Below are 21,770 nucleotides of genomic sequence, written 5' to 3'. Positions count from 1 at the left end.
AGACAGCTAGGATGTTGGCTTGGAAGCAGCCATTCATTTAAAGAGTGCGTAACAGCTCACTAGTCGAGCGGTCGAGCATGGATAATAATCGGGCATAAGCATATTACCGAAGCTATGGACTTTAAAAGTGGTAGGGGAGCATTGTAGTGACGCTGAAGGTGTTCTGTGAGGAATGCTGGAGTAGCTACAAAAGAAAATGTAGGCATAAGTAACGATAAAGGGGGCGAGAAACCCCCTCACCGAAAGACTAAGGTTTCCTCAGCGATGCTAATCAGCTGAGGGTTAGTCGGGACCTAAGGCGAATCCGAAGGGAGTAGTCGATGGACAACAGGTTAATATTCCTGTACTTCTTATAATTGCGATGGGGTGACGGAGTAATGAAAGCACCGCGAGCTGACGGAATAGCTCGTTGAAGTATGTAGGTATTGGAACTGTAGGTAAATCCGCAGATCTAGCTGAAGTACGATAGTACCACAAATCTTCGGATGCGTGGATAGTGTGCCTAAGGGCTTCCAAGAAAAACCTCTAAGCTTCAGGTTATAAGAACCCGTACCGTAAACCGACACAGGTAGTTGGGATGAGAATTCTAAGGTGCTCGAGAGATTCATGGCTAAGGAACTAGGCAAAATAGACCTGTAACTTCGGGAGAAAGGTCGCCAACAGCAATGTTGGCCGCAGTGAAAAGATCCAGGCGACTGTTTATCAAAAACACAGGGCTTTGCTAAATTGAAAGATGATGTATAAGGCCTGACACCTGCCCGGTGCTGGAAGGTTAAGTGGAGGGTTTAGCTTCGGCGAAGATCTAAAATGAAGCCCCAGTAAACGGCGGCCGTAACTATAACGGTCCTAAGGTAGCGAAATTCCTTGTCGGGTAAGTTCCGACCTGCACGAATGGTGCAACGATCTGGATACTGTCTCAGCCATGAGCTCGGTGAAATTGTAGTATCGGTGAAGATGCCGATTACCCGCAGCGGGACGAAAAGACCCCGTGAACCTTTACTATAGCTTCGTATTGACTTTGGATAAGTAATGTGTAGGATAGGTGGGAGACAATGAAGTGGCGTCGCTAGGCGTTGTGGAGTCGTCCTTGAAATACCACCCTTTGCTTATCTAGAGCCTAACTCAGCGATGAGAACAGTGCGTGGTGGGTAGTTTGACTGGGGTGGTCGCCTCCAAAAGAGTAACGGAGGCTTCTAAAGGTTCCCTCAGCACGCTTGGTAACCGTGCGTAGAGTGCAATGGCATAAGGGAGCTTGACTGAGAGACATACAGGTCGATCAGGTACGAAAGTAGAGCATAGTGATCCGGTGGTTCCGCATGGAAGGGCCATCGCTCAAAGGATAAAAGGTACTCCGGGGATAACAGGCTGATCTCCCCCAAGAGCTCACATCGACGGGGGGGTTTGGCACCTCGATGTCGGCTCGTCACATCCTGGGGCTGGAGAAGGTCCCAAGGGTTGGGCTGTTCGCCCATTAAAGTGGCACGCGAGCTGGGTTCAGAACGTCGTGAGACAGTTCGGTCTCTATCTGCTGTGGGCGTTAGAAATTTGAGTGGATCTGACTTTAGTACGAGAGGACCGAGTTGGACTGACCTCTAGTGTATCTGTTGTCTCGCCAGGGGCACTGCAGAGTAGCTACGTCGGGAAGGGATAAGCGCTGAAAGCATATAAGCGCGAAACCCACCACAAGATGAGATTTCTTTAAAGGGTCGTGGAAGATCACCACGTTGATAGGCTATAGGTGTAAGTGCAGTAATGTATGTAGCCAAGTAGTACTAATAACCCATAGGCTTATGTACGTATCCCGACCTTCGGGTCGGGAGACAACTCTTTGATTACAAACGATATGATTTTATCAATATGTTAACTTATACAGTTGAAATATACTGCAACAATTTAAGGTGATTATAGCAATGGGGCTCACCTCTTACCATTCCGAACAGAGAAGTTAAGCCCATTTGCGCCGATGGTACTGCCACTGGTGGGAGAGTAGGTCGTTGCCTTTCTTTTTAAACCCTCATTACATACAAAGGTAATGAGGGTTTTTTTGTGCCTAAAAAAAACAATACAATCAATACTTCTTTTAAAAGTAATACTAGTTAGGATGTTAATTTAACAACTAGAATGGTTAATGGCATATGGTGTTCAATATATCAATATAGTGTTATATAGCCTGTTTTAAGAGTTTATAAGACCACTAAAGGATACCCAAAAATTTGCGTTAATCTGAATAGGAAGAATTCTACATTTCTCACTCCTCTAAACTGTGCTCTAAAGGTTTTTATTTTTGCATTAAAAGTTTCTGCTGATGCTTTTTGCTTAGATGGTCAAAATAATTGAGTATTGATTGATAATTTAAACTTATAGAGTTTGCTACTATATTGAAGGCTTTAAATTCTGAGTTTTCTACTTCTTTAAACCAATGTGCTAATTTGTATGAGCTATTTGTTTAGATATAGTTTTGTTATTAAACGAGTTTCTAAGCTTTTTACAGATTCCATAAGCCTTTTTATTATCTGGGTACTTTTCAAACAAAATTACTGCTCTTTGTCGTTGTTTTTCAGTCCAATCTGCTTGTGTTTTATATAGAAGATAGTGACTTCTAGTTAATAATTGTTTTAAAGTATCTCCATTAGTAAAGGTTTCAGGCGTATATACTTTGTTATTCTCTTTCACCTCTTTTATATCGTTATTTTCTTTGTTTATAGCTTCCCAACGATGTTTTACATGAACATCTTGCAATGCATCTAGGGCTAATTTCTGTACATGGAACTTGTCTGTTACTTGTATAGCTTTAGGAAAACACCTTTTAACAATTAACTTCATTGAGTTAGCCATATCTAAAGTGATTTCTTTGACTTTATTACGTTTAGCACTTGGTATTTTATAAAGATGATGGATTACTTGTTCAGCTTTAGTTCCAGCAATGAGAGCTACAACACTTCCTGCTTTTCCTTTTGCTTTTTTATTTGTAATAATGGTGTGAAGTTCCCCCTTAGACAAGGCTACTTCGTCAATAGAAAGTTGTCTTCCTATATTTTCAGGGAAAAGTAACCAATTTTTAGCGTGTGATTTTTCCTCCCATTGTTTAAAATCGCTTAAACAATCTTTAAACTGACGTTGTAATTTTTCACCATTAAGTCCATAAAAACTAGCAATAGTATGGCAATTACTTGCTTTGGTACTGACTAAGTACTTTTAAAAAAGCAGCAAACTCAACGGTCATTCGAGTTCCCTGTGCTACTAAATCCCAATTTCTGTACACTACTTTTTGAGTCGTTTTATTGAGTCATCTCCTACGTTTGATATGAAGTAAAACTATTTTACCTCTCAAAGGAAAATCTTCCACTATTATTTCTTTATGAAAACCATGGGAAATAACTATATCCTTGGAAAACTCTTCTGGAATAGTCTTCTTTTCTTCAAAAGAAAGATGTAAGTCTTTTCCTTTTAACTCATGTTTTGTTAAATCAAAATGGGTAACTAATAATTCTAGGTAGTATAAATTTTAAAACATCTAGTGATAAATCCAATTTTCTTTTTTTTTGTAAAAATCAACAATTTATTTCAATTCACACACAACAATTGTTCTTGATCATTTACATCGTTTAAAAACGGATAAATTTTATCGTATAAAAAAAACCGAAACAATGGTTTCGGTTTTAGAGCGGGAGACCAGGTTCGAACTGGCGACATTCAGCTTGGAAGGCTGACGCTCTACCAACTGAGCTACTCCCGCGGTAAAGCTTTTACAATTTCTTGTATTATGTTAATTTTAGAGCGGGAGACCAGGTTCGAACTGGCGACATTCAGCTTGGAAGGCTGACGCTCTACCAACTGAGCTACTCCCGCAGTAAAGCGGTTGCAAAGATAAAATACTTTGTAGAATTGACAAGTTTTTTTTTATTTTTTTAGTAAAATTTTTGGTCCTCTCTCATAACTTTCACAAAATGAAAACCATAGATTTCAAAATTTTCATTATAGTAAAATTTATGCGATTTTCTATTTCCTGTATAGGTGTTTAATTCCATAGCTTCACAGCCTTTTGATTGTGTGTACTCATAAATCCACTTAAAAAATTGCTTACCGATTTCTTTTCCCCTATACGATGCATCAATGACCACATGATCTGGTTCTACACTTTTACCAATATAATGTCTAATACTGTACCAAAGTCCTGAAATACCAATTAATTTATCATCGTCAAATGCACCTACACATTCGTAATTAGGGTAGGTTACCATTTCCTTTAGACGCTGTTTTAAGATGTCTAAGGGTGTGGTGGTATTAACGATAGTAAGTAATGGAATAATTTGAGATATTTCATTTTTATGAATAGGCTTAAATGTTAGTTTCATAAGGAATAATTTGAAAATTAAAGCTTTTTGTACGGGTAAAGAAATTAAACTTTTTTACATTAATTTTGCGTGAATTTACTGTATATTATTAAAAATGGAAAGTGTTATTAGAAAAATTGAGGCAATAGATACTTATTTAATTAGAAGAGAAGTTTTAAGGAGCGGAATTGATTTGCCCTACAAATTTGATAATGATTTGGATGAGAATACCATTCATTTAGGTGCTTTTATAGATAGCAAGTTGGTTGGAATTGCCACTTTTTTAAAAAGTAATAATAATAATTTTGGGAATAGTCAGTACCAATTGAGAGGTATGGCTACCCTACCTTTTGCGAGGGGAAGAGGTATTGGGAAGGAAATACTACTACAGGCCTTCGAAATATTAAGAAAAGAAAACATAACAGTACTATGGTGCAATGCTAGAGAAGAGGCAGCTACTTTTTATAATAAATTAGGGTTTAAAATAAAAGGAGAGTTGTTTCTAGTAAACAAAGTAGGACCTCATTATGTAATGCATCTTGAGTTATAAAGTTATACCGTTTGAACGTTCTGTTTTCTTTTATGTCTATTTGAACCTTTTAATAAGTAACTATAAATTAAAGGGTAGCTTCAAATTTCAATAGGTATTCATTATTCTTTGTTTTTTAACTTTTTTATTCCATCGAATAAAAACCAACTAGCAAATAGTGCTCTTACAAGTAAGAATACAAACTTGTTTTCTGTTTGAAAATTGAATAAGACTCTATAAGATACTTTTTCTTGAAACAAATTATAAATAGTTGCGATAATAATTAATGCTCCTATTGTTATATAAATATAAGGTAGTACTTTTTTCATTATTTTTCTGGGATTTTTACAAAGTATTGTTTTCTGCTTTTATTATTAAGTTTTGTTTCTCTCAGCCAAGGGTTTACCAGTTTGAGTTCTTTATAAGTTATGCCAAATTTTCGAGCAAAACTTGCGATATTTGTAATGGCACTATCTACACTTACTTCATATGTTTTAGTAGGATAATATAAGTCCTCTTCATCAAAGACGAATCCATATTCAACAGGGTTTGATAATATTTCCTTTAAAGCCAAAATCCTGAATATATACCTTGATGTTTCAGAGTTAAGTAACAAATCATAATAATCGGTTACCTGTTGTTGTTTTAGACGTTGAGAAATTCTTGCATTACCTGCATTGTAAGCAGCGGCGGCTAGTGTCCAAGAACCGAACCTCTTCTTTGATTTTTTTAAATATTCTGCAGCCACCTTAGTTGATTTCTCTATGCTATAACGCTCATCTACATTTTTATTGATTTCTAAACCATATTCACGACCAGTTCTTGGTAGAAAATGCCAGTACCCTGCAGCTCCTTTTGATGAAGGGATGTTAATTAAGCCACTTTCTGCAACACATAAATATTTAAAATCATCGGGTAATCCGTATTTTTTTAATAAGGGTTCAATAATTGGAAAAAATTTATGGGCTCTTTTTATTAAAAGTAGTCCATTAGATTGCCAATAGGTGTTAACTAATAACTCTCTGTCCATTCTTTCTCTAATGTCAGCTCTATTGAGTGGTACAGGTTCTCCCGCCAAATTCATACTTTTGGGCAGTTTCAGAGCACGTATCTCATAGGTCTCTGCAACATTCTTCACAACAGGTTCTTTTTGTTTGCTAATAATGTTTAATAATAGAGTAGCTAAGGTAATTATAGAGGTGATGGTTAAAAATCGTAATGGTTTGTTCATTTTTTTCTTTTCTTTTAATTGTTGTATTTACTAAGTTAACAAAAACATTCTTCTTTTAAAATTTCTGATATGATTTTTGCCTTATTAAGAATCATGATATGGGATCCATTTTCAACAAGAATAGTGTTTTTAATATTTTTTATAGGAAAAATTTCATCTTTATTGCCATGAATATGCACCACATTACCCAGCTCCTTTGATTGCTGCCAATGAAGTACATTATAAATTGCCCAATGCAAATAATCTTTGTCTCTAACAGACAAATATATCTTATATAGTTCTGCTCTCTTTTTTAAGTAGTCAGTAAAAAAGTATTGCTCATATTTTTCAATGTTCGCAACGATATGGGTTGGGAATAGTTTATAAACCTTAGTAATTTGCGCTATTTTTAATCGTTTAGGCAACTCTCTATTACTTTTAATACTAGAAATGATAATTACCTTTTTACATGGAATATGCCTACTCATTTCTTGAACCATAATACCTCCGAAAGATACGCCAACTAGAATAGGTGACTCATGTTGTATATAGGAACACATTCGTTTGGCATATTCCCGAATAGTTTCATCGATAGATTTGGGTAAAATCCATTCTAAAAAATGGCACTCAAATAGATCGTTTGGTAAAGAAATATGCTCAAATATTTTTGTGTTGGCAGCAAGGCCGGGAACAAAATATAGATGCTGTTTTTGCATTATTCAATTAATTTTCTTTCTAGTAATAAACTTTCAATATATTCGTGAAGTTCACTTAATTCATCAGGGATGTTATTCCATAAACGTATCTGTATTTGCTTGCCATTATGTGTTATGTAGGTACTAGATAGATCCATGATTTTCGGATCATCATAAACATCGTCAAAACTAGCGAAATCTTTTTTTGTTAGAATATCATTTAGCCCCTTAAGCTCTTCTTCGGAGAGTTTGAATTTTCGTACTCCTTTTTCAATAATAAATTGCATGCCATTATAGGTAGTATTACCATCTTTATTTATTGTTATTTCATAAACAGGGCAATCACCAAAACAAGGAGTTTTACTTATAGATATCCAAGATTTTTTTTCATTTTCTAATAGTTCATCGAGTATTTTTTTTCCGTTTTTCCCAACAAATTTAAATTCACCTGACCCTTGTAAATTTTGAATCCAAAAATCCTGTTTACCATTGGGAATTTTGATAATACCAATTTTGGTTGTTTTTGTATCGTAAACAGTTTCACTCCAAGTTAAACCACTATTAGTTATTAGAGCTTTGGCATCGTCACTTTTACTTGGGTTTTTTAGCATAACAATAATCTCATTTTCGGGTGCTTTTATGGTCATTGGCTCACTGTCGGATTTTACAGGTTCTTTAGTTTCTTCCGTTTTATGATCAAGGATCTTATCTGTTGATTTTTGAGGAGAACTGCAATTGAGAACCATAGAAAACGATAGAATTGAGATTAATAGATACTTCATAATGGGTGGCTTTTTGGATAGATTAAATAATAACTCGTTAAAAGTACACTATTTTCATTCTTTTAAATGAATAAGTTAAACTTAATTGAGCATTAAAATAAATTAATTAAAGCGAAATACAAAACGAAACTACTTTAAATTTTCACTCTAAAATTTTAGTATGGCACCAATTTCAATACTTTTGAAAAGCAGTAATTATCTTAACTTCTTGTGCTAGAAGCGAAGGCCAATAGGAGGCATAAAAAAAATTACTAAAACATACTTGCCTTGTAGTATTCATATTTATAAGCCCCCTTTGTAAGAGAAGAACTAACAAAATTCAAATCGAACTAACCCGTCTTCATCAATTTTGGTAAGCGTAACTTTATGCAGAGTATTGACCAATTCTGGATTCCAAGGAGCTTTTACTTTGACATAATTCTCTGTGAATCCGTGGATATATCCTTCTTTATTTTCACTTTCAAATAAAACAGTTAAGGTGTTTTTTAACTGACTTTCATAAAAGGCTCTTCGTTTTTTAACAGATAAACCTCTGAGCATTTTACTACGTTTAGCGCGTACATTTTTAGGTACGATACCGTCCATTTTAACAGCTTCGGTATTAGGTCTTTCAGAATAGGTGAAAACGTGTAGATATGAAATATTTAATTCACTGAGGTAATTGTAGGTTTCTAAGAATAATTCGTCCGTTTCACCTGGAAAACCAACAATTACATCAACTCCAATACATGCATTGGGCATGACTTCTCTTATTTTAGTAACTCTATCAGTATAGATTCTACGCAGATAACGACGTTTCATTTTTTTTAATAAAGTATCACTACCTGATTGCAATGGAATATGGAAATGAGGAACAAAGGTATTTGAGTTTGCAACGAAATCAATAGTTTCATCTTTTAATAAATTGGGTTCAATGGATGAAATTCGTAAACGATGGATGCCGTTTACTTTATCCAATGCTTGAACCAGCTCTAAAAAGGTATGTTCATGTCTTTTATTCCCAAACTCTCCTTTACCATAATCACCGATGTTTACTCCAGTGAGTACAATTTCTTTAATTCCTTTTTCAGAAATCTCTTTGGCATTTTTTAATACATTTTCTAAGGTGTCACTCCTTGAGATTCCTCTAGCCAAAGGAATGGTGCAATAGGTGCATTTATAGTCACAGCCATCTTGTACTTTTAAAAAAGCACGAGTTCTATCACCAATAGAATACGAACCAACATAAAAATCAGCTTGCTCAATTTCACAAGAATGCACCTCGCCAATATCATTTTTGGTTAGGTCATTGATGTAACTAGTAACGTTGAATTTTTCAGTTGCGCCTAATACTAAATCTACACCATCAACAGCAGCTAGCTCTTTTGGTTTCAATTGAGCATAGCAACCTACACCAATAACAAATGCATTCTCATTTTGTTTCAGCGCAGATTTAACAATAGTTTTAAAGCGTTTATCTGCATTATCAGTAACGGAGCAAGTATTGATAACATAAATATCTGCCAATTCTTCAAACTCCACCCGTTCAAAACCTTCGTTGACAAAACTTCTCGCAATTGTAGAAGTTTCTGAAAAATTCAATTTACAACCTAAGGTATAAAAAGCTACTTTTTTTTCTGCATTCATTCGTTCATTATCCTTAATAAAAAGTAAAAACTTTGGATAAGTCTTTAATTTTTTAGAAGTTCGTATCGTTTATTACTTTTCTGTAGTTAACAGATTTAAAAGTGCAAAAGTACTTAATTTATGATAATTTTTGAAACAGAACGATTAATAGTTAGGAGATTGGTTAAAAGTGACTTACAGGGATTTCATGAAATGCAAAGTAATCCTAAAGTAATGCAATATGCAGACGGAGAGGTAAAAACATTAGAAGCACATAAAGTTGAGTTAATTGATTTGATAGGGAAGTATAATGTTACAGGTAATGATTTTTGGATTTATGCTATCGATAGAAAATTAGATACGACCTTTATAGGAACCGTAGCGTTGGTTAAAGATGGGAAAGATGATGAAATAGGTTATAGGTTTTTAGAAAAATATTGGGGAAACGGATATGCTACAGAAATATGTGGTGGTTTAATTACTTATTGCAAGTCAATTGGAATGAAAAAACTTATAGGTTACGTAGCAGATGAGAATATCGCTTCGATAAAAGTTTTAGATCGTTTTAATTTTAAAGTAATCCGTAAATTTACCGATGTTGAGATGGGATTCCCTGAAACAAAATATGAACTTATTTTATGATAGAAGATTCTTTAAAACCTCCGTATTACGCCGTTATTTTTACTTCATTATTATCAGAAAATGACGATGGATATTCTGAAATGGCAATAAAGATGGAAGAGCTTGCTAGGAGTCAGTCAGGTTTTTTAGGTGTTGAGTTTGCTAGAAGTGATGTCGGAATTACCGTTTCTTACTGGGAGAGTTTAGATGCAATTATTGATTGGAAAAATAATATAGAACATATAAAAGCAAGGGAAAAAGGAAAACAACAATGGTATACAAAATATCAATTACGTATTTGTAAAGTAGAACGAGAATATGGTTTTGATAAATTATAAAGTGTAGATTTGAGTATGAAATATAGACGAATTTCAAATTTATTAAACAGGTACTTAAAGGAACGGGTTGTTTTTAAATATGGCTTTAACATATCACCGATGTATCGGAGATCAACAGGAAGAATTCTTGAAGTATCAAGTGATTTATTAAAAGTAAGGGTAAAAATTCAAAAAAGTTACAAAAACAAAAACTATGTTGGATCTATATTTGGGGGGAGTTTATTTTCTGCAACAGACCCTGTTTTTATGATCCAGCTGATGCAGATTTTAGGAAATGATTTTGTTGTTTGGGATAAAGAGGCTACTATTAAATTTAAAAGACCAGCCGTTGAAGATGCTTATGTAGATTTTGTTTTTATGGAAACTGAAATTTTACAAATAAAAGAAATGGTAGAAAAAGAAAAGGAAATAGATATAATTAAAGATATAAAAATTACAAATAAAGATACTTCTGTGGTTTTCGCAGAGGTTTCTAAAACTATATACATTGCAGATAAAACCCATTATAAAAATAAACGGAAGAATACATAGTATTTCACTTATTGTACTAGTAATACTATTGTTAGGTTCTTGTAGTAAAAGAAAGAATACGTACTTAGATACTCAAGTTTTTCGTTATAACGAACATTCGAATATCACTTCTTTGGATCCGGCTTTTGCTAAAGATCAACGCAATATTTGGGCGGTGAACCAAATGTTTAATGGATTGGTGCAACTAGATGATAATTTAAATGTACAGCCGGATATTGCCAAAAATTGGGTGATCTCTGACGATGCTAAAACATATGAATTCAATCTGAAAAAAAATGTATTCTTTCATAAGAACGACGTGTTTGGGAAAGCAAAAACAAGAATGGTTGTAGCGAATGACTTTGAATATTCTTTTCAGCGATTGTTAGCTAAAGAGGTAGCTTCTCCTGGTGGATGGGTATTGCAAAATGTAAGGAGTTTTGAAGCGAAGAACGATTCTGTTTTTGTTATTAAATTAAAAGAATCTTTCCCTCCTTTTTTAGGCTTGTTGGCTATGAAATATTGCTCCGTTGTACCCAAAGAAGCAGTCGATTTTTTTGGTAACAAATTTAGAGCAAACCCAGTAGGTACTGGGCCATTTCAATTTAAACTATGGGTAGAAAACACAAAGCTAGTGCTTCGTAAAAATCCTATATACTTTGAAAAAGACGAACAAGGAAATCGACTACCTTATTTAGAAGCGGTAGCAATTACTTTTTTACCGGACAAACAAAGTGAGTTTTTGCAGTTTATTCAAGGAAATATTGATTTTATGAAAAGTTTAGATGCTTCGTATAAAGATGATATTTTAAATACGGATGGCAGCCTAAAAGAGAAGTATAAAGATCGTATAATTATGCAGACAGGAGCTTATTTGAATACTGAATATCTAGGTATATATTTAGAAGGGAAACAAAATGATGCTATTCAGTCTAAGCTCATACGCCAAGCAATTAATTACGGTTTTGACAGAAGGAAAATGATTAAGTTTCTACGCAATGGAATAGGAACTCCAGCAACAAGTGGTTTTATACCAAACGGCTTACCTTCTTATAACAATCAAAAAGGTTATGAATATCAACCAGAAAAAGCAAGAGCGCTAGTAGATCAATATAAGAAGCAAACAGGTAACGAAATCGCACAAATTACAATTACAACCAATAGTAATTATCTTGATTTGTGTGAGTTCATTCAACGTGAGTTAGGAAAAATAGGATTGCAAGTAAAAGTTGATGTAGTGCCCCCTTCTTCTTTGAGACAGGGGAAATCTAGTGGTAAATTCTCTGTTTTTAGAGCTAGTTGGATTGCTGATTACCCTGATGCTGAAAATTATTTGTCGTTATTTTACAGTAAAAACTTTACACCTAATGGTCCCAATTATACGCACTTTAAAAATGAAGAGTTTGACAGGCTGTATGAGGAGTCTAGAAAACAAGTAGATAATAAATATCGTCATAAATTATATCAGCAAATGGATAGTATTATCATAGCAGAAGCTCCGGTGATACCTTTGTATTACGATGAAGTAATCCGATTTCGTCAAAAAAATGTAATAGGTTTAGGAATTAACCCTGTTGATTTACTGAATTTAAAACGGGTGAATAAGCAATAAACTAAAATCATGAGGTATGATTTTTTATGGATTGCATCACTATTCAAAAAAACAACTTACTTCTTCAATTCCTTTTCTTGTAAGTTTCGGCACGAAAACTTCTTCCTTAGCATAACCAACAGGGAATAAAATGTAGGCTCGTTCATTAGAAGGTCTGTCTAGAACCTTAGCAAGAAAGTTCATAGGGCTAGGGGTATGGGTCAAGGTAACTAATCCTGCGTTATGTACAGCTGAGATTAACATGCCACAGGCGATTCCAATAGATTCGTTAACATAATAATTGTTGTGTTTAGCGCCATCTTTATCGAATTCATATACTCTTTTGAAAGCAACTATTAACCAGGGAGCGTCTTCAATAAAAGGTTTATGCATGTTAGTGCCTATGTGCGCAAGATCGTTTTTCCATCGCTCACTCATTCGAACTTCATAACCAAGTTTTTCTTCAATCTCAGCGGCTTCCCTAACTTTCGATTTTAATTCCGGATTCGAAATAGCACAAAAGGTCCAAGGTTGTTTATGAGCTCCGGATGGAGCAGTAGAAGCAGAGAGAATAATATTTTGAATTATTTTTTTAGAAACGGGTTTATTAGAAAATTCTCTTACAGAACGACGTTTATCAAGCCAATTGTAATAACTAGAACTCCGCTTCATCATTTCTTCCTCAGGATAGTTAAGTGGTTCGTAAGCTATATGTTCAAAATTATTGATTGAAATGGATTTCTTTTTAGCCATAATTCATATCCCTTTTGTTATTCGTTAATTTTAGGCAAAAGATACTTAATTTTTATGGTTATAATTAGATGTCTATAAAAATAGTGCTGTGTAATTATTATAGATAGAAGCTATTAGTTTTTCGGGGTGTATAATTACGGTGTTATTCTTTTTCTTCGTTCTTGGAGTCGTTTCGTTCTTTATAATCTGGGCAATCTAACCTAGTATCCAAATTCAGTAAGTCGTTTTTCAATAAATTGCAATAGCCATTACTATTATTTTTTTGGTAAAATTGGCATCCATAACAAATTCTCTGTACACTTAAAATACCGTTACATTTGAGATTGTAAATTAGTGTATTTAGGTTTTTTAAAATATTGTTTAATTCGACATTTTCAAAACTATTTAATTCGGATCGTATAGGCTCTGCGAAATCACTTGTTTGAGAAACTATTTTCTCTCCAAATCTCGACAGTGTAATGGTGTACTTTCGGTTATCGGTTGATGAATACTTTTTAAAGACTATTTCTTTTTTTTCTAAAACCTTAACCGCATCACTTATGGTGGGTTTAGTAAGATTAAATTCTTTTGCCAAATAACTTACATTACAGAGTTTTTGATGGTGGTGAAATATAAAGATTACTATTTGAATCTGAATCGGGCTTAATCCGACTAATTTGGCCTTTTTCCATAGCAAAACCTTAAATATAACTGAAATTCTTTCTAAGCCTGTAACTATTTTACTTGAAATATCTACTTGCTGTTGAACTGGATCGAAAACACTTTTTTTCATATCCGATGGTTGTTTGTAAATTTATGAGGTCGAAAGAATACTGTAGCCATTTGAGCAGAATTTAAAAATATGCTTGTAGATATTTTTTTTAATAGTACAACATCTGATCTTGTTAATCCAATTCTACCTTTTATTAGTTTTCTTATTACTTTAAGGCCTATATGTCTAGTTATTCTAATGAGGGGTGGTAACCATAATTCCATATTCTTCATATTGTTAAATTTATAGTGCTAATTCATGTTGTGCTACGAACCATCTGCAAATGGTATTACGTAACAAATCAAATCACCTTGTAGTGATTTAATGTTGAAATAAATGTTACACAGTCGAACCTAATCCTTAGCTTATGTAATATGGAATCAAGTGTTTTTATTTGAATTTGAAGCTTAACTCTTGATTATAAAGTGCTTTTTTGGTGTGTAACTCATGATAATTCTAATTCGTTGTACGTTTTCACAACTGTTGCTTTTGCATGCTTCAAGCATATTTTAGCGGTGTTTTCGTCTATATCTAACACAGAAGATATTTCTTTAATGCTCATGTCATCTTGATATTTCATTAGTAAAAACATTTTATCAAAATGAGGTATTTTTTCAAGTACTTTTGTTAACTCACATGATTTTAATTTGAATAATGTGGTATCATCGATTTCATTCAAATTACAATAGTCCTCATTTGTTTTGTAAGTTATCTGTGCAGGTTTACCTTGTTTATTTATATTGTTTTTCTGTGTATGACAAACACAAAAATTATAGGTAAAGGCATATAGCCATGCCGAAAACTTAGATTGTTGTTTATATGTACGTAATTTTACAAATAAGCGAATAAATATATCATGTGTTAAACTCTGTGCTTCCAGTTTGTTTTTGGAGAAGCATTGACATTTGTTGTATATAATACGAGCGTAGCGATCATATAAAATGGTAAATGATTCGATATCATTTTTCTTTACGATTCTTTCAACTAATTTTTCATCACATAATTTTGAAATTGTAAAATCTTTATCTAAATAATTATTAGAACTAGAAGACAATTTACGATTGTTATAAAAAATGAAAATAAATATTTGTGTCTGTGTCAAAGTGGTTTTGATTTTTGTTATAGTATAATTTGTTTTAACTCCTATTAATAGTTTGTCTAGGAAAGGAATTATTGTTAAGTCGTATTAAAAACATATGTTATCTCCAATAATTATTAGCCGTAGCTATAGTTTGAAAATGGAAGGCTACAATGTGAGAAGAGGCTAATAAACTATCGGCATTCTCAGAATAAATAGGTCTTAATTTCTTCAATACTTCGATGTCTGGTTGGGCTGATTTAACCCCCATTCTAGATAGTTTTATGGCTAATTCAAATCCTTCTTGTGGTGTTTTTGTAATAATTGTAGATAACCATATTTCGTTATTTTCCATAATTTTATTTTTAGATAAATTGTGTTATTTTGTTACTTATATCTTCGTAAGGAATATGACCGAACCACTCACTAAGTATTTCATATTCTGAATTAAATAGCACAAAACTCGGTGTTCCCCTTAGTTGATTTAAGGTAAATGTCAGGGCTATTTTATCTAAAGATTTTAAATAGCTTTCTACCTTATTTTGAAGCGCCTTTTTTTCAAATTCTGGCCAAAGGATATAATTAGGATTGGTATGGCATATCGCATTGATAGCGTAACTTAAATCTGTAGTACCCTTAATATCCATTTTGTCCATTGCAATAGGGAATTTTAAAGAATAAGGTAAGGTCTCAAAGCCTTGATTAGCCATGAATTTCTTCGTTTCTCCAACCAGTGTTCTGTTTGCTATTAACTCTTCCGTATTTGCTAGTGTATTTTTATCAAAATCTTCAAAAGCAGTTGACAAGGCCAAAAAAGAAACTTTCTGAGGTTTATAGTCATCATACAATTTATTAAAAATAGGAAGAGCATATGAAAAGCATCCAGGACAGTTTACTTGGAATACAAGAAGAAGATTGAGCTTTTGTAGCTCAAAATTCCCTTGTAATTCCTTATTAAAATGCAAGTCTAATTTCTTCATCTAATTACAGTTTTCCATCTCGATAATTGAGTATCCATTTTCTGTAATTTCATTTTGCACATTTTCAGGAGCAACTTCTATATGGCAAAATTTACATTCGTTAGTAGTTAATTGGGCATTAGATACCTCTTTACCCTCTAAATACAATTTACCGTATTCATATACTTTTTCTTCTGAAGTACCTTCTTCCACTAGAATGTCAAAATGCATTACTATATTATCTTTTTTGGGTACATATGTGTCATAAACTGAAACTTTCATAATATTATATTTTTAAAATTTATACGTTGTTTTTAATGAGAACTATATTGGATTCCTATTGTTATAGATTCCTTTGTTTTTAACTGGAATCCATTAAGATTTAGATAAAGAGGGTGTTTAAGTTCCATTCCGATACGCAACCCTTTTATCTTGTCTTTAGGAAACAACACATTGAACCCGATGGCACCATTAAAATATTGACCGCCAGAGTTATTTGTATCTGCGGTGATGACCATTTGTGGGTTAAGAGTCGGATTTAAACCGTCAACCTTACTTATAAAGATAGCTTCTAATCTCCCTGAAATACTCAACCAAGAATTTAGGTTGTATCCACCCCATGAATTGATTTCGTATTTATTCCCTAAGCGGTAGTCGTTTTTATTGGTTCCTGTTCGTAGAGTTGAGCGACTTTGAATACCTACGTTAATATTTTCAAATTCATGTAAATAAGTTAGCCCTAGTGCAATATCCCATGTGCCACTTCCGATTTGCATAGGATAGGGTAGAATAACTTTGTTTGGGGTAGAAGCAGGGGTAACATCTTTTTGCTCAATGCTTCCTGTAGGGATAAATATCCCCAATTCGGTATGTAATTTTGATTTTTGTTTATGAATGACACGATACATCCCTGCAATTTTGGTGTCTCCAAAACCTGCGGATTTCGTGCTAAATTCACCTCCCATTCTAGTGACATGATCCATTGTACTAGAAGCATATTTGGTCATTAAAGCAAACGTCAATTTATCATTCGGCGCATACATGAATCCAAGCATGTGACCATGCATGGGCATCTTAGTCGGGGTTACCATGTAAGATTTTAAAGGAGAGGAAAAGGGAACATCGTTTGATCCATTTTTTAAGCCTTCCATATTCATATACATATATCGATATGAAAGCATCCATTCTCCCTTGTCATGAGTATGGTCTCCCATTATTCCTATAGGTGCATGATTTCCAGGTTTATTACTGTGATGATGTTCTACCTTTTCTTCTTGTGAAAAAAGGTCATGGGAACTTATAGCGAATAATAATATTAATGAGAAGGTATATTTTATGTTCATCTTTATTCAGGAGTTTGATTGTTTATTTTATGGTGAAATTTCTTAGCCCTGAATTATTGTAGAGCCCTGGAACCGGAAGGTTATTCGCATCAACTAATTCTATTTGAATTTTGTGATTTCCCTTTGTTAGGCCTTCTACTATATATGCTTGCCATTGGTTAAGAGTAAATTCATGATTGTCTAATGTTACCTTTACTTTATTCCCTGATTCACTGAGTTCCGTATTAATGAGGTAGAAGTCTAGTAATACCTTATCTCCTTTGTCTAATTCATAGGTTCCTTTGGGTCTACTATAGAATAGTAAAGGGTCTTTATCAATATCAGTTAATGGTTTTTGGTTGTTAAACTGATATTGTTTTAAAACATAGGCATCTTTTTCTTTTACACTCTCGTGAAAAGATCTTGAAAGAAAAGCTAGTACCAAATTTGAATCTTTATTTAGGTCAGCTTCAAAAGTTGGTAGATATTTCGCTTGGTATGGTCCATTATTGACAATAAAATGGATATGTTGACCCTTATGTGAGTTCGCTAGCATATTTGTTTTAGCCTCAGGGGTTTGTTCCTGTAACTCGTAAGAGTTAACTTCGAATATAAAATTGTTTTTTCCTGATCTAATAGAGCTATCAGTTGTTACTAACGTGAGTTTGGCATTTGGAAAATCATCGATCGTATTTTTCGAGTATACTTTGATGCCATTAGAGTTATAGACTTCTTTATTTTGGGCGCAACCAACAATGATAATAGCAATGAAAACGAATATTGTCGTTAATTTCATATTTATGATTTTATATGGACCAAGTGCCGATTTAGGTCCGTTATAAATAGCACTTGATCCGTTATACTAAATTATTTAGATTGTACTTTATATGGAAGAGATAAATCACCAGAAGCAACACTGTAAACGGCGTAAACACCTAGCATTGGACGGTTATTTTTCTCATATTCGGTATTTACTTCCATATATGCCGCTACACCATCAAAAGAAAAGTTGTTTGCATTTCTAACTCTAAAACGAGGTACCACTACCTTGATAGAATTCCCTCTAGTTATAGTATTATAGCCTGGTGAGTCCATATACATTGGCATTCCTGGATTAGTGGCAGGTAATTTTACACTCGTATCATTTTTATCATACATCTTTACACTAAGCCCTCCCGCTACTCTTTTATCTTCTGTTAATACAACCCAATGCGGATGCCATTTAACTCCTTCTGAAGCGTTTGTAGGGTTGCCATCCATATCTTCATCAAATAATGGAGTATCATCAAAATCAGGGTGAGATGTTAATGCCAAGGCAACAATTCCATCCGTTTTTGAAAATCCAACATCTGTTGATTTTAAGTTGGTTGGAAAAACGTAGCCTAATACAGGAGCGCCATGTAAGCTACCAGCAGGTTTAGGTACGCTATTACCTGCATTACCTTTTACGTTAATATCAAAAATGAAATGATCTAAATCTGAATCATAAATTACCGATACTTTTGTGATTTTTAAATCATCAGTTGATTTAAAATTGGGATCTTCATTCGTTTTTACCTGTGCTGTACACGATATAAATGATGTTATAAAAAGAAACATCAACAAGTTGTTTTTTAATGGTTTCATGGTGTTTTGTAATGATTTTAGATTGTTTTTTAAAGATTTCATTGTGGTTTTAGTTTAATATTTATAAAAAATGTATGTGTTACTAGTACTACTTTTACCCTTTTACATCGTCAATTGACGCTCCGAAATTGATATGAAGTATATTGCCGTTTGGAGTCACTAGAGCTGGAACAGATTTTACGCCAGCAGTTTCAGCGTCCGAAATTTTATCTTTAACAATTCCTATATTTATAATTTCTACATTATCTCTGCCTACTAGATCTACAATGTCATGTTCTGCACTTATACAAACTGGACATCCTGCGTGATAAAAAATTGATTTAAGCATATTTATATAATTTTAAATTCTTAACTATTCCTAGTGCAAATATAGTTAGGATTCCTAACAAATAAAAATTGAGGTACCTATGTCTTAGAAAAAAACATCTTTATAACAGTCTATTTATCAGTGGTATAGTCTGTTTTCTAGTGTTTTAATTGATGTGAGTCCATTCGCATCTTTTTTGTAATTTATCCTCAAGTTTATTAATAATTCTAGTAGTTTTCTTATAATTAGATAATTTGAAGGAGAAAACAACTGCCCGTTTTTGAGCATTAAACTTTATTTTTTTATACCGATTCTTAGGTAAAGTTGCACAACCATTTCCTTGCAGTCATGCTTTTATTTTATACCCTTAAAGTAATAGAAGAAATTCAGCCTACAATAGTATCACCTATATAGGTTGGTATTTGCCATAAAGAATTATGGTCGGCAAATTAACATCAGAATTGAAATATGCGTTGTTATGATTTTTAGAACTATAAATTGTCCTGTAAAATCATTCCTAGCCTAAGAATATCAAAAGTAACTGTGAGTATAAGATAAAGCCAACACAGGTTAATAGTTATATTTTTTAGATAAGTACAATTTTTGTTGACATCAATAAGTAAAAGAGGTTTTGCAAGAAATGAAGTTTCAGTGGTAAAAGCGACTAAAAATATCCGGTCGATTTTTTGTGTGTAGAGAGGTTATAGTTAACTTTTTTATAGTTGGCATTTTTTTAGGTGTGTCGTATTAATTGCTAATGCATTTTTAACAATAACTAAAATCATTTGTTCATACGTAAAGCCAGTATTTAAATGATAGCATTTATACAAATATCCGGTACCTAAACCGGGAATTAAATTCGCTTCTAAAAAATAAGGAACGCCTTTTTCATCCATTTTAATGTCTATTCTTCCATACCCTTGAGCGCCTAATGCTTTAAAAGCGTCTAGCGCTAATTTGGAGATTCTGTCTTTGATATCTTTATTTTTTATTGTGAAGAGTAGTTCCGTATCGGCAATCTTATCTAAAAAACCTAAAATTCGATCTCCCTTAGTGTTTTTCTTCGCTAATAATTCAGTAGGATAAACTTTATATGAATTGGTCTTAGAGTCTTCAAAAATAGCAACGGTATATTCTCTACCATTCAAATACTCTTCTACTAATGATACTGTACCTTCATTTTCGAATATAGAAGAGACTTTTCTCTGATAACTCCTATAATTATAAACTAAAGAATTTGCATCGATGCCTCTTGAATCGCCTTCATAAAGTGGTTTTATGAACAAAGGGAACTCAAGAGGGAGGTTTTTACTGTTATATTGATTGGGTTTAGCAATGAAAAAGGGAGCAGTATTACATCCGTACTTAGAAACTATATTTTTTGCCATACTTTTATCAAATTCGCGCTCAATAGATTTTTTAGAAGAACCGGTATATCTGATTTCATGTTTGTCTAAAAAATCTGAAAACCAAATTTTATTTATAGAATTTCGTTGTATTGAATCAAGGTCAAATCCTAAATATTTAATCCCTGAGATTATTAGATCTGGCTTCTTTTTTACTAACTTTTGTAATTCTAGCTCATTTTTGATAATTGATATTTGAACTTTTAAGTAATATTTGCTTAAGGTTTCATAAAGTAATTTAAGTGTTTTATCAGGCATTAAATTTAGCTCACCAAGCTTTGTTGTTACGATTTCAATGTATTTTTTTTCTTGCACTATGTCTTGATTTTTTTTAAGGTCAACGTTTGTACTGTTTTGTGTTTAAAGTATCTTATTATTTTTGTAGGTACTTTGTGTATCTGATTTCTGATAAAGTAGTTACTTCTATTTTTTTGAAGTATTCGTAATATGAGTTTGTTATATTAAGACTAACCAGTTTCATCCTATTTTAATTTTAGGGTATTTGTTGTTTACGCATAGTTTGGATGTTACTTTGTAATTGTTAGACAAAGTTTATATTTGCTAATATTGACTTTCATACTTGTGTATATGATTTGTCGCCAATTCTTTGGTGAATAGTATGCATTTTTTAGTACGCTATTTTTTTTTGAAAAAACAGCATGACAATAAGAGTTTGCCTAATAATTAGATGGATTTTATTGGTAAATAATTACGTTTTTAGTGTACTGAAGTTTAATTTTTGTAGACTAGAAACCTAGGTATAAGATCTATTCTAATATACTATTTTTTTTGTTTAAATAGTGGTTTTCAAGAAGAATATAAATTAATAATTTTTAGCGGTGGTTATTATACGATTTACAGATACATATTTCGTATATAGGTATTGAATTATTTTAAGTTAGTTTAAGGCATAAAACTTTAGCATAGCCAAGCTATGGTTAAGTTTTATAACGCAAAAATAGCTACAAAAGAAACAATAGATATGCGAAATATTTATTTGTAAATCGTATTATAGGTTTTCCTCTTGCATCACCAACGTTAGGATTGTTGTCAGGAGCTTTTTTAACCTTATTTTGAAGGTATGGGGTGTTGATGTTCGGGTATGTTAATCAAGTGTTTAATGAAAGGAAACACAAATATTGTATTGGTTTTAGCGACACTGTGAAGAAATCAAAAAATGAAGCACGGTATTAGGGGTTGTAATTAGACTACTTCTGATGTGTCATCAGGGTTCAATATGTTCCGAATATCCTAGGATAGCAGATAAAGGAAGTCGTATATTATTCTTTTGTTAAAGTGATGAATAAGCATATACCTGAATACGATTTTCTTATATAGGGCTGGGCTCTCTTG

Annotated in this window: 23 protein-coding genes, 2 tRNA genes, 2 rRNA genes and 1 pseudogene (1 of these 28 only partly in view); 7 read left to right on the top strand and 21 right to left on the bottom strand. The window is 33.1% G+C overall.

Annotated elements, in window-relative coordinates:
- Together AC2TDS_RS06320 and rrf are read left to right on the top strand one after the other, a co-directional pair.
- Positions 1 to 1,796, top strand: a 23S ribosomal RNA gene (locus AC2TDS_RS06320) (it extends 1,074 nt beyond the left edge of the window).
- A 98-nt stretch (positions 1,797 to 1,894) separates the two neighbouring features.
- Positions 1,895 to 2,003, top strand: a 5S ribosomal RNA gene (gene rrf, locus AC2TDS_RS06315).
- Between the two features lie 421 nt (positions 2,004 to 2,424).
- Here the strand turns inward: rrf and AC2TDS_RS06310 are convergent.
- The 5 genes and pseudogenes from AC2TDS_RS06310 to AC2TDS_RS06290 form a co-directional block, all read right to left on the bottom strand.
- A complete protein-coding gene (locus AC2TDS_RS06310; protein WP_484738921.1) occupies positions 2,425 to 3,156 on the bottom strand; it encodes an ISAon1 family transposase in 732 nt (243 codons plus the stop codon).
- Positions 3,157 to 3,286: 130 nt separating this feature from the next.
- Positions 3,287 to 3,430: pseudogene (locus tag AC2TDS_RS06305) on the bottom strand (ISAon1 family transposase N-terminal region protein); the annotation flags it as partial.
- A 233-nt stretch (positions 3,431 to 3,663) separates the two neighbouring features.
- Positions 3,664 to 3,736 (bottom strand) — tRNA-Gly (locus tag AC2TDS_RS06300).
- A 40-nt stretch (positions 3,737 to 3,776) separates the two neighbouring features.
- Positions 3,777 to 3,849: transfer RNA gene (locus tag AC2TDS_RS06295), tRNA-Gly, on the bottom strand.
- 59 nt (positions 3,850 to 3,908) lie between these two features.
- Complete coding sequence (locus tag AC2TDS_RS06290) at positions 3,909 to 4,355, bottom strand: GNAT family N-acetyltransferase (protein ID WP_484738267.1); 447 nt, start codon at positions 4,353 to 4,355, stop codon at positions 3,909 to 3,911.
- 94 nt (positions 4,356 to 4,449) lie between these two features.
- Between AC2TDS_RS06290 and AC2TDS_RS06285 the strand changes: the two genes are divergently transcribed.
- Positions 4,450 to 4,884, top strand: a complete 435-nt coding sequence (locus tag AC2TDS_RS06285) for a GNAT family N-acetyltransferase (protein WP_484738266.1) — start codon at positions 4,450 to 4,452, stop codon at positions 4,882 to 4,884.
- Between the two features lie 101 nt (positions 4,885 to 4,985).
- Here the strand turns inward: AC2TDS_RS06285 and AC2TDS_RS06280 are convergent, their stop codons facing one another.
- The 5 genes from AC2TDS_RS06280 to mtaB form a co-directional block, all read right to left on the bottom strand.
- Positions 4,986 to 5,192 carry a hypothetical protein gene (locus AC2TDS_RS06280; RefSeq protein ID WP_484738265.1) on the bottom strand — a complete coding sequence of 69 codons (207 nt, stop codon included), beginning with the start codon at positions 5,190 to 5,192 and terminating at the stop codon, positions 4,986 to 4,988.
- The gene (locus AC2TDS_RS06275) at positions 5,192 to 6,094 is read right to left on the bottom strand and encodes a lytic transglycosylase domain-containing protein (protein WP_484738264.1); all 903 of its coding nucleotides are present in this window, start codon (positions 6,092 to 6,094) and stop codon (positions 5,192 to 5,194) included. Before AC2TDS_RS06275 ends, AC2TDS_RS06280 begins: the two co-directional genes overlap by 1 nt.
- 35 nt (positions 6,095 to 6,129) lie before the next feature.
- Entirely contained in the window at positions 6,130 to 6,789 is a 660-nt protein-coding gene (locus AC2TDS_RS06270) for an alpha/beta hydrolase family protein (RefSeq protein WP_484738263.1), read from the bottom strand.
- The gene (locus AC2TDS_RS06265) at positions 6,789 to 7,550 is read right to left on the bottom strand and encodes a DUF6438 domain-containing protein (RefSeq protein ID WP_484738262.1); all 762 of its coding nucleotides are present in this window, start codon (positions 7,548 to 7,550) and stop codon (positions 6,789 to 6,791) included. Before AC2TDS_RS06265 ends, AC2TDS_RS06270 begins: the two co-directional genes overlap by 1 nt.
- A gap of 309 nt (positions 7,551 to 7,859) precedes the next feature.
- Entirely contained in the window at positions 7,860 to 9,176 is a 1,317-nt protein-coding gene (mtaB, locus tag AC2TDS_RS06260) for a tRNA (N(6)-L-threonylcarbamoyladenosine(37)-C(2))-methylthiotransferase MtaB (protein WP_484738261.1), read from the bottom strand.
- A 120-nt stretch (positions 9,177 to 9,296) separates the two neighbouring features.
- Here mtaB and AC2TDS_RS06255 point away from each other — a divergent pair, with 120 nt between their 5' ends.
- From AC2TDS_RS06255 to AC2TDS_RS06240, 4 genes are read left to right on the top strand one after another with little or no spacing between them, the layout of a single operon-like run.
- Positions 9,297 to 9,797 (top strand): GNAT family N-acetyltransferase, encoded by a 501-nt coding sequence (locus AC2TDS_RS06255; protein WP_484738260.1) that lies wholly within the window; start codon positions 9,297 to 9,299, stop codon positions 9,795 to 9,797.
- The gene (locus tag AC2TDS_RS06250; protein ID WP_484738259.1) at positions 9,794 to 10,114 is read left to right on the top strand and encodes an antibiotic biosynthesis monooxygenase family protein; all 321 of its coding nucleotides are present in this window, start codon (positions 9,794 to 9,796) and stop codon (positions 10,112 to 10,114) included. Before AC2TDS_RS06255 ends, AC2TDS_RS06250 begins: the two co-directional genes overlap by 4 nt.
- A 15-nt stretch (positions 10,115 to 10,129) precedes the next feature.
- Positions 10,130 to 10,645 carry a DUF4442 domain-containing protein gene (locus AC2TDS_RS06245; protein ID WP_484738258.1) on the top strand — a complete coding sequence of 172 codons (516 nt, stop codon included), beginning with the start codon at positions 10,130 to 10,132 and terminating at the stop codon, positions 10,643 to 10,645.
- Positions 10,602 to 12,236 (top strand): ABC transporter substrate-binding protein, encoded by a 1,635-nt coding sequence (locus AC2TDS_RS06240; RefSeq protein WP_484738257.1) that lies wholly within the window; start codon positions 10,602 to 10,604, stop codon positions 12,234 to 12,236. Before AC2TDS_RS06245 ends, AC2TDS_RS06240 begins: the two co-directional genes overlap by 44 nt.
- 39 nt (positions 12,237 to 12,275) lie before the next feature.
- On the opposite strand, the gene AC2TDS_RS06235 is transcribed toward AC2TDS_RS06240, so the two are convergent.
- The 11 genes from AC2TDS_RS06235 to AC2TDS_RS06185 all read right to left on the bottom strand — a co-directional run bounded on the left by AC2TDS_RS06235 (position 12,276) and on the right by AC2TDS_RS06185 (position 20,732).
- Positions 12,276 to 12,890: a nitroreductase family protein gene (locus AC2TDS_RS06235; RefSeq protein WP_484738256.1), complete on the bottom strand. Its 615-nt coding sequence runs from the start codon at positions 12,888 to 12,890 to the stop codon at positions 12,276 to 12,278.
- 220 nt (positions 12,891 to 13,110) lie between these two features.
- Positions 13,111 to 13,740, bottom strand: a complete 630-nt coding sequence (locus AC2TDS_RS06230) for a MarR family transcriptional regulator (protein WP_484738255.1) — start codon at positions 13,738 to 13,740, stop codon at positions 13,111 to 13,113.
- Positions 13,741 to 14,164: 424 nt separating this feature from the next.
- Entirely contained in the window at positions 14,165 to 14,821 is a 657-nt protein-coding gene (locus AC2TDS_RS06225; RefSeq protein WP_484738254.1) for an RNA polymerase sigma factor, read from the bottom strand.
- A gap of 97 nt (positions 14,822 to 14,918) precedes the next feature.
- Positions 14,919 to 15,152, bottom strand: coding sequence for a hexameric tyrosine-coordinated heme protein (locus AC2TDS_RS06220; protein WP_484738253.1), 234 nt, complete (start codon positions 15,150 to 15,152; stop codon positions 14,919 to 14,921).
- A gap of 10 nt (positions 15,153 to 15,162) precedes the next feature.
- The gene (locus AC2TDS_RS06215; protein ID WP_484738252.1) at positions 15,163 to 15,777 is read right to left on the bottom strand and encodes a thioredoxin domain-containing protein; all 615 of its coding nucleotides are present in this window, start codon (positions 15,775 to 15,777) and stop codon (positions 15,163 to 15,165) included.
- Positions 15,778 to 16,038 (bottom strand): DUF2024 family protein, encoded by a 261-nt coding sequence (locus AC2TDS_RS06210; protein ID WP_484738251.1) that lies wholly within the window; start codon positions 16,036 to 16,038, stop codon positions 15,778 to 15,780.
- Positions 16,039 to 16,070: 32 nt separating this feature from the next.
- A complete protein-coding gene (locus AC2TDS_RS06205; RefSeq protein WP_484738250.1) occupies positions 16,071 to 17,099 on the bottom strand; it encodes a transporter family protein in 1,029 nt (342 codons plus the stop codon).
- A gap of 22 nt (positions 17,100 to 17,121) precedes the next feature.
- Complete coding sequence (locus AC2TDS_RS06200) at positions 17,122 to 17,874, bottom strand: hypothetical protein (RefSeq protein WP_484738249.1); 753 nt, start codon at positions 17,872 to 17,874, stop codon at positions 17,122 to 17,124.
- 71 nt (positions 17,875 to 17,945) lie between these two features.
- The gene (locus tag AC2TDS_RS06195; RefSeq protein ID WP_484738248.1) at positions 17,946 to 18,746 is read right to left on the bottom strand and encodes a hypothetical protein; all 801 of its coding nucleotides are present in this window, start codon (positions 18,744 to 18,746) and stop codon (positions 17,946 to 17,948) included.
- 52 nt (positions 18,747 to 18,798) lie between these two features.
- Positions 18,799 to 19,032: a thioredoxin family protein gene (locus tag AC2TDS_RS06190; protein ID WP_484738247.1), complete on the bottom strand. Its 234-nt coding sequence runs from the start codon at positions 19,030 to 19,032 to the stop codon at positions 18,799 to 18,801.
- A gap of 695 nt (positions 19,033 to 19,727) precedes the next feature.
- Complete coding sequence (locus tag AC2TDS_RS06185) at positions 19,728 to 20,732, bottom strand: D-alanine--D-alanine ligase family protein (protein WP_484738246.1); 1,005 nt, start codon at positions 20,730 to 20,732, stop codon at positions 19,728 to 19,730.
- Between the last annotated feature and the right edge of the window lie 1,038 nt (positions 20,733 to 21,770).

The organism is Tenacibaculum profundicola, assembly GCF_057220795.1.
The sequence above is the reverse complement of the archived record's forward strand: the minus strand, read 5'-3'. Positions and strand labels throughout refer to the sequence as shown.